Here is a 6,955-nt window from a genome sequence, read left to right as displayed (position 1 = left end):
TGGAGCGCGATGGACGCCGTCTCCTCGCCGAGGAGCACCCAGTAGGCCTCGACGTGGGGGAAGTTGTCGAGGAGCAGGCGTGCCGCCGCGATCGTGCGCAGGTTGTCCGCGGGCGGCGTGGGCCGCGGCACGAGCCTCGTGCGCGAGACGCGCCGGCGCTTCCCGCGGGTGACGCCGCACTTCTTCACCGCCTCCGAGCTCCAGACCGTCGCGCAGGTCAGCGGCCTCGCCGTCGGCGCGGTCCTCGACCAGCTCTGGGAGGCGGGGCAGCGGACGCTCCCCGGCGGCGGCGCCGAGGTGCTCTCCGAGCGCGTGCGCCGGCGCATCGAGCCGAAGAAGGGCGGGCCCGGCGCCTGGCTCGAGGTCCATCGCGAGGCCCACCGGCGCGGCTTCAAGTCCACGGCGACGATGATGTACGGCCACGTCGAGGGGCCCGACGACCTCCTCGACCACTTCGACGCGATCCGCGACCTGCAAGACCTCCACGGCGGGTTCACGGCCTTCGTGCCCTGGTCCTTCAAGCCGGGCAACACGCTCCTCGAGAAGTGGATCAAGCAGTGCAAGGGCCCGAACACCTACCTCCGCATGCTCGCGGCGGCGCGCCTCTACCTCGATAACTTCCCCCACGTGCAGGCGTCGTGGTTCTCGGAGGGCAAGCACACCGGCCAGATCGCGCTCCACTTCGGCGCCGACGACTGGGGCGGCACGCTCTTCGAGGAGAACGTCCACAAGGCGGCGGCCTACGTGAACACGATCACGGTCGAGGAGATCGTGACGCTGATCCGCGACGCGGGCTTCACCCCCGTCCAGCGCACCACGACCTACGACATCATTCGAGCCTGGTAGCGCGGCGGGGCTAGATCGGATCGATCGCCGGGACCGCGGCGATGAGCCCTTTCCTCAGAGCCTCGCCGAACAGCCGCTCGATGGCCGCGCGTCCCTCGGGGCCGAGCGTCAGCGTGTAGTCGTTCACGTACATGAGGACGAACTTCCGGCACGTCTCCTTGTCGATGCCCCGCCCGTAGCGCATCGCGTAGTCGAGCGCCTCGTCCACGTGGGCGTGGGCCCAGGCAATCGAGTCGCGTAGCGCCTGGGAGAGCGCGCGATGGAGATCCTCGCCGAGGTCGAGGACCTTCACGAGGCCGAGCTTCGTGTGGGTGATCTGGCCCTCGTGGATCAGGAGGCCGGCGTCCGCCTGCCCCTCGAGGACGGCTTGCGGAATCTTGTCGAACGCGACCTCGATCTGCGGCGGGTCGCCGACGTAGAGCCGGAGGAGCAGCGCCGCGGTCGTGTGCTTGCCGGGGATCGCGATGACGCGCTCGGGCAGCTCGCGCGGGTCGATCGCCTCGCGCGCGACGAGGATCGGCCCGTAACCCTTCCCCATCGAGGCGCCCGGATCCATCATCCGGTAGCTATCGGCGATCAGGAGATACGTGGCGAAGGACACCGCCGTGACCTCGAGCTCCGCGGTCCGCGCGCGCCGGTTCAGGGACTCGATGTCCTCGAGGACGTGCTCGATCCTGACGCCGGGGAGCGTGACCTTCCCCGCCGTGAGCGCGTAGAACATGAACGAGTCGTCGGGGTCGGGGCTGTGGCCGATCCGTATCGTCTGCATGCGGAGCCCTCTCGTGGCGACTAGGGTCGGGACGCGCGGACGAATCCTCGAGGCGGCGCTCGAGGTGTTCGCCCGCAAAGGCTACCACGGGGCGAGCGTGGACGACATCGTCCGCGCCTCGGGAACGTCGAAGGGCGCCGTCTACCACCACTTCCCGAACAAGGAGGCGGTCTTCCTCGCCCTCGTGGACGACTTCGCGACCCGGCTCGCTGCGGCCGTGGGCGCCGCCGTCGGCGCGCGCCAGGGCGCGCTCGGCAAGGTGGAGGGCGCGCTCATGGCGGCGCTCGCGACCTTCGCCGAGAACGAGCGCCTCGCGCGGCTCATCCTCCTCGAGGCGGTGAGTCTCGGCCCCCTCTACCAGCGAAAGCGCGCCGAGGTCGCGGGCCGCTTCGCCACGCTCATCCAGGGCTACCTCGACGAGGCGGTCGCCGACGGCTCGATCGCGCGGCTCGACACGCGCGTGGCCACGCTCGCCTGGCTCGGCGCCGTGAACGAGATCGTCACCCAGTGGCTCCACGGCGAGGTGCCCGACCTCGCGGCGACGATCCCGCCGCTGACGCGCGTCCTCCTGCGCTCGATCGGCGCCGCGACCTGAGCGCGCGGCCCGCGGCGGGCCGTCAGGGCGTGGGCGGCGCCAGGCCCAGCCGGAAGTCGCCTGCCCGGATCGCGCGGATGATCGCGTCGCGCTGCCGCGCGGCGTCCACCTCGATCCACGCGCGCCCGAAGTGCGCCGACCAGTGGGCGTCGTCCGTCGCGATCTTCGCGAGCGGGATCTCTCCCGCCGCGTAGAGGGGCCGGTGCTGGCCGGTGTCCGTCACCTCGACCGCGTCGAGCGTGACGCCGTCGCGGCCGATCCGCCGGATGCGCTCGAGCGTGTCGGGGACCGAGAGCCGGTAGCGCGCGGGGTGGTTCAGGACGTAGAGCGTCTCGCGATCGCCGAGCACCTTGCCGACGTGCTGCTCGCGCAGCTCGCCCGGGGCGCCGACGTTCCAGTTCAGCTCGACGCCGTGGAAGAGGAGCAGGCGCGACGCGAGCCGCGGGAGCGACTTCCAGTAGGCCTGCGGGATCAGGTTCTCGTGGTCGGTGATCGCCAGGAAGTCGTACCCGCGCGACTCGTACTCGGCGATCAGCTCGGCCGGCGTCTTGACGCCGTCGGACCAGGTGGTGTGGGCGTGGAGGTTGCCGCGGAGCCAGGGCATCAGGCGGCCTTGCGCCAGTGGGCCGCGATCTCGTCGAGGCGCGCGATCCAGAGGCGCGGCGCCCGCCTGGCGTGCTCGACGAGCTCGCGGAGACAGGCGAAGCGCGAGGGCCGCCCGATGAGCTGCGGGTGGAAGGTGAAGTTCGCCACGCCGCCGACCTCGCAGATGCCGTCGAACTCGGTGAGCCAGCCCTGGAGGACGGGCCCCGGCGGCTGGATCGCGCGCTGGCCCGTGAAGAGGAAGTACGGGGCGTCGTCGAGCACCCACGACACCGGGATCTCGACCAGCGACGCGCCCTCCACCGTGTGGAGGTACGGCACCAGGCGGTCCATCATGTTCGACGAGTACGCGAAGCCGTGGCGCGCCAGCAGCCCGAGCGTCCGCTCCGAGAGCTGCCACGCGGGCGCGCGGTAGCCGACGGGCTTCCGGCCCGTGAGCCGCGTCAGCACTTCCAGCGAGCGCTCCAGGATCTTCTCCTCGCCCGCCGCATCCAGGTCGGTCACGCGCTCGTGGACGTCGCCGTGGCAGCCCACCTCGTGGCCGCCGGCGACGATCGCGGCGAGCGCATCCGGATGGTGCTCGGCCACCCAGGCGGGGACGAAGAACGAGGCGCGGAGCTCGGCGGCGCGGAGGAGGTCGAGGATCCTGGGGAGCGCCTCGACCGGTCCGAAGCGCCCCTGCGAGAGCGTGACGATCTCGGAGACGCCGCGCGCCATCCACAGCGTTTCGGCGTCGAGGTCGAAGGTGAAAGCGCAGGCGGCACGGGCGCCGCCGGGCCAGCGGGAAACGGTCATCCGCTCAGGGAGCGGTGCGGGCGGGAGCCTCGGCGGGAGCCCCCCAGGTCACGGCGAAGCCGATCGCGAACCAGCCGATGTGCTCCCGCCAGCCGGCCACCTGGCCGCCCACGGGGACGCTCGGCGCGGTCCAGCCGGCGACGCCGACGCGGCCGGTCGCGGTCTTGGTCGAGAGCCCGCGCAAGAAGCCCGGCTCGAGCACCACGCGCCCGCCGTGGGGCGGATAGTTGTCGGCGTCGATCGGGCGCTCCTCGCGCGCCAGCGCGGGCGCGATCACGCCGGGCTCGCGCTCGCGCGTCGGCCCGGGCGCGGCCTTCTTGATGTCCACCTGCTGCGCCGCGGCGGGCGTCACCGCGAGCAACGCCAGCGCGAGCGCGATCAAATACCTCATGAATTCACTATATCATCCCGCGCGCAGAGCTTCATCACGACGCCGACGTCGGCGAGCGTATCGAAGCCGAGCACGGCGCGCTCGATCCGGGCGCGCGTGGCCTCGGGCACCGCACGGCCGGCATTGCCGCGGAACTTCTCCACCACCGCTTGAGGCGGCAGGGGCTGGCCGGCGCCACCGCGGCCGTCGGGCCGGCGGGCCTCCACTTCCCGCCCGTCGCGCAATTTCACTCGGACCCAGCCGGGGAACCCTTCCGGAAACCGTGACTCCGGATCCACCGCGTGGGTGACGCGCCGAGCCACGTCCAGGAGCCGTCCGTCGCCGAGGCGCGTGGGGGCGTAGGTCTCGAGCCCGACGCGGCCGTCGAGCAGCGCCGCGGCGACCGAGTACGGGAGGCTGAACTGGGCGTCGTACGGCGTGCGCGGGCGGAGCTTCGCCTCGCGCGGCTCGCAGACGATCGGGACCTCGCCCGCGGGCACCCGGCACTCGACGCTCTCGATCGACTCGGGAGCGATCGCGTGCGCCTGCCGCAGCTCCAGGGCGCAGTCGATATAGGCGTGATTGTAGTGGCAGCAGGGGTACGGCTTGAAGCCGATCCTGAGCGTCTCCCACTCTCTGCCGAGCGTCTCGAACGGCTTCGTGTCGGGATCGGCGCGCAGGAACGTCCGGTAGAAGCCGAACCGGCCTTCGAGGATCGTCGCGGGCCCGGTGAAGCCTCCGCGCGCGAGCGCCGCGGCGACGATGCCCGAGTGGGCGGCCCAGCCCGGGTGGACGCGCTTGACCCACGAGCCGTCCTCGAGGTGCTCGATCACGCCCGAGGCGAAGCTTCCCGCGATGCCGAGTGCGGCCGTGAGACGCGTCGCGTCGAGCCCGTCGAGCCGCCCCGCGGCGAGCGCTGCGGCGAAGGGGCCGCAGACGGCGGTCGCGTGCCAGCCGCCGGCGTGGAACGCCCCCGGCGCCGCCATGCCGAGCCGCGTGATGGTCTCGAGCCCCGCGACGGCGGCCGTCACCGCCGCACGTCCGTCGGCGCCCGCCGCCTCGCCGACCGCGAGCACCGCGGGCAGGACGACCGCCGAGGCGTGAGTGATCGAGGCGGCGTGCGTGTCGTCGAAGTCGAGCCCGTGGGCGAGCGCGCCGTTGAGGAGCGCGGCGAGCGGCGCCGGGGCCCCGCGCTTGGCGCCAACGACCGTGCAGGCGCCTCCGTCCTTCCCCGCCCAGCCCTCGAGGGCACCGTACAGCGACGGCGCGAGGTCGGTCGTCGACGACGCCAGCGCGATCCCGAGGATGTCGAGGACGCGCAGGCGCACGCTCGCGACGACCTCGGCCGGGATGTCCTCGAACCTGAGCCCGGCGGTGAAGGCGGCGAGCCGGCGCGCCAGCGTCATGGCGCCAACCTGCGCGCGAGGGTCATGACGCCAATGATACTCTGGCGCCATGCCGAGGGTTCTGGCGGCTGTCGCGCTGGCGCTCCTCGCCGCCGCGTGCGCCGCCGGCCCCTCGCGCCCCGCCGAGCGGCCCGGCCCCATGCGCGTCGCGGACTTCAAGCCCGAGCAGATCCGCCGCCCCGTGTTCTTCGTCCGCTTCACGTTCGGCTCGAGCTTCGAGGACGAGGAGAAGCGGAACGAGATGGCGGACTACGAGGGCGCCCTGCTCGACGGGCTCAACACGCGCGCCGTCCTCGCCCAGGACGTCGTCTTCCTGCGCGAGCGCGATCGGAAGCTCGACGCGCCGGAGATCCTGGCGCGGGCGCGCGCCCTCGGCGCCGACCACGCGGTCTACGTCGAGGTGCAGGCGGCGCGCCCCGTCCAGGTACGCGCCTGCGCCGACACGCGGCGTCCGTTCCTCGCCTCCGCCACGGTCTGGAGCCAAGCGGTCAGCGTCGTCCGCGCGAGCGACGGCGCCACGCGGCTCGCCACCCTGGGAAGAGGCGACGGGCTCGAGGTCTACGACTTCGACGCCGACTGCGGGAACCCGCGCGAGTCCAAGCGCCGCACGGCGACGGAGGCGCTCAACGACGCGGTGACGAAGCTGCTGAACCGCGTCGTCGGTCCCTAGCCGGGCACCGTCACGTTGCCGTCGGGCTCGCGGACGTTGCCGTCGCGCTCGCGGCTCCGGATCGCCGTCACCACCCGTCCCTCGGCGTCGCGAACCTCGAACTCCTCGATCAGCTTCGCCTCGAGGAGCTGCTGGACGAGCGCCTCGCGCTCGGCGCCGACGGGCGGGAGCTGGTGCGACTTCCAGCGCATGACGAAGTAGCCGCGGCTCACGTGCGGCAGCCGCGCCTCCGCGCGCTGGAGCTCGGCGAGCGCGCGCTCGAGCAGCGGCGGCGCGGCGGGCGCCGGTGCGGCGGCGGCCGCCCGCGGCGGGCGCGCGGGTGCCACGCGCCCGGGCGCCCGCTCGTGGACGTGCGCGCGCTCGGCGCGGAACACGGCGATGCCCTGGCTCAGGTGGATGTGGCCGAAGCAGCGCACGCGGAGGTCCTTCGACAGCTCTTCCGCCGACCACGTCGCGACCCACACCTGCTTGCCGAGCGCGTTCACCGCCTCCACCGCCGGCACGAAGTCATCGTCGCCCGAGACGAGCACGGCCGCGTCGAACGCGCCGCTCGCCGCGTGCTGGAGGAGGTCGGCGACCAGGCGCGTGTCCACGCGCTTCTCCGTCGTGTACTCGTACTCGACGCCGCAGTGCGGGCAGCGGCCGCTCCGCCGCACGCGCGGCTCGCGCTTGACGAAGTAGCCCGGGCGCAGCTCGAGACCCTTCAGGAACCCCTCGACGACGGCCGGCGCGTCGGCGGAGAGGCCGACGTAATAGTAGGCGCCGGAGAAGAGCGCGTTCGGCCCGCCGACCTGCTGGGTGATCCACGTGGCGAGCCGGTCGTAGTCCACGCGGAGCGAGTCGTCGTAGCGCTGGAGCGAGCGGTAGAAGTTCTGGCCGTCAAAGAAAATCACGACCTTCA

The 6,955-nt window shown here is 72.8% G+C and carries 9 protein-coding genes; 3 read left to right on the top strand and 6 right to left on the bottom strand.

Features of this window, described 5'->3' with window-relative positions; genetic code table 11:
- Positions 1–117: 117 nt before the first annotated feature.
- Positions 118–846 carry a radical SAM protein gene (locus tag VKG64_19385; GenBank protein HKB27202.1) on the top strand — a complete coding sequence of 243 codons (729 nt, stop codon included), beginning with the start codon at positions 118–120 and terminating at the stop codon, positions 844–846.
- A gap of 10 nt (positions 847–856) precedes the next feature.
- On the opposite strand, the gene VKG64_19380 is transcribed toward VKG64_19385, so the two are convergent.
- Positions 857–1,615: an MqnA/MqnD/SBP family protein gene (locus VKG64_19380; protein ID HKB27201.1), complete on the bottom strand. Its 759-nt coding sequence runs from the start codon at positions 1,613–1,615 to the stop codon at positions 857–859.
- Between the two features lie 13 nt (positions 1,616–1,628).
- On the opposite strand from VKG64_19380, the gene VKG64_19375 reads away from it, so the two are divergent.
- Entirely contained in the window at positions 1,629–2,210 is a 582-nt protein-coding gene (locus VKG64_19375; protein ID HKB27200.1) for a TetR/AcrR family transcriptional regulator, read from the top strand.
- Positions 2,211–2,232: 22 nt separating this feature from the next.
- Here the strand turns inward: VKG64_19375 and VKG64_19370 are convergent, their stop codons facing one another.
- From VKG64_19370 to VKG64_19355, 4 genes are read right to left on the bottom strand one after another with little or no spacing between them, the layout of a single operon-like run.
- Positions 2,233–2,814: a PHP-associated domain-containing protein gene (locus VKG64_19370; GenBank protein HKB27199.1), complete on the bottom strand. Its 582-nt coding sequence runs from the start codon at positions 2,812–2,814 to the stop codon at positions 2,233–2,235.
- Positions 2,814–3,608: a polysaccharide deacetylase gene (locus VKG64_19365; GenBank protein ID HKB27198.1), complete on the bottom strand. Its 795-nt coding sequence runs from the start codon at positions 3,606–3,608 to the stop codon at positions 2,814–2,816. Before VKG64_19365 ends, VKG64_19370 begins: the two co-directional genes overlap by 1 nt.
- Before the next feature lie 4 nt (positions 3,609–3,612).
- Positions 3,613–3,999 (bottom strand): hypothetical protein, encoded by a 387-nt coding sequence (locus tag VKG64_19360; protein ID HKB27197.1) that lies wholly within the window; start codon positions 3,997–3,999, stop codon positions 3,613–3,615.
- Positions 3,996–5,384, bottom strand: a complete 1,389-nt coding sequence (locus VKG64_19355) for an MmgE/PrpD family protein (GenBank protein HKB27196.1) — start codon at positions 5,382–5,384, stop codon at positions 3,996–3,998. Before VKG64_19355 ends, VKG64_19360 begins: the two co-directional genes overlap by 4 nt.
- A gap of 49 nt (positions 5,385–5,433) precedes the next feature.
- Between VKG64_19355 and VKG64_19350 the strand changes: the two genes are divergently transcribed.
- On the top strand, positions 5,434–6,054 hold the full coding sequence (locus tag VKG64_19350; GenBank protein ID HKB27195.1) for a hypothetical protein: 621 nt from the start codon (positions 5,434–5,436) through the stop codon (positions 6,052–6,054).
- Here VKG64_19350 and VKG64_19345 read toward each other — a convergent pair.
- On the bottom strand, positions 6,051–6,955 hold a 905-nt coding region (locus VKG64_19345; GenBank protein HKB27194.1), incomplete at its 5' end, for an NYN domain-containing protein. The genes VKG64_19350 and VKG64_19345 overlap by 4 nt on opposite strands.

Source organism: Candidatus Methylomirabilota bacterium (genome assembly GCA_035260325.1).
Lineage (GTDB): Bacteria > Methylomirabilota > Methylomirabilia > Rokubacteriales > CSP1-6 > AR19.
This window is presented reverse-complemented; position numbering and strand designations above follow the sequence as displayed.

What these genes read in the sequence shown, in the direction of transcription:
- VKG64_19380 (HKB27201.1), bottom strand. Translation starts at nt 1,615, where the DNA reads ATGCAGACGATACGGATCGGCCACAGCCCCGACCCCGACGACTCGTTC.
- VKG64_19370 (HKB27199.1), bottom strand. Translation starts at nt 2,814, where the DNA reads ATGCCCTGGCTCCGCGGCAACCTCCACGCCCACACCACCTGGTCCGAC.
- VKG64_19365 (HKB27198.1), bottom strand. Translation starts at nt 3,608, where the DNA reads ATGACCGTTTCCCGCTGGCCCGGCGGCGCCCGTGCCGCCTGCGCTTTC.
- VKG64_19360 (HKB27197.1), bottom strand. Translation starts at nt 3,999, where the DNA reads ATGAGGTATTTGATCGCGCTCGCGCTGGCGTTGCTCGCGGTGACGCCC.
- VKG64_19355 (HKB27196.1), bottom strand. Translation starts at nt 5,384, where the DNA reads ATGACGCTGGCGCGCCGGCTCGCCGCCTTCACCGCCGGGCTCAGGTTC.
- VKG64_19350 (HKB27195.1), top strand. Translation starts at nt 5,434, where the DNA reads ATGCCGAGGGTTCTGGCGGCTGTCGCGCTGGCGCTCCTCGCCGCCGCG.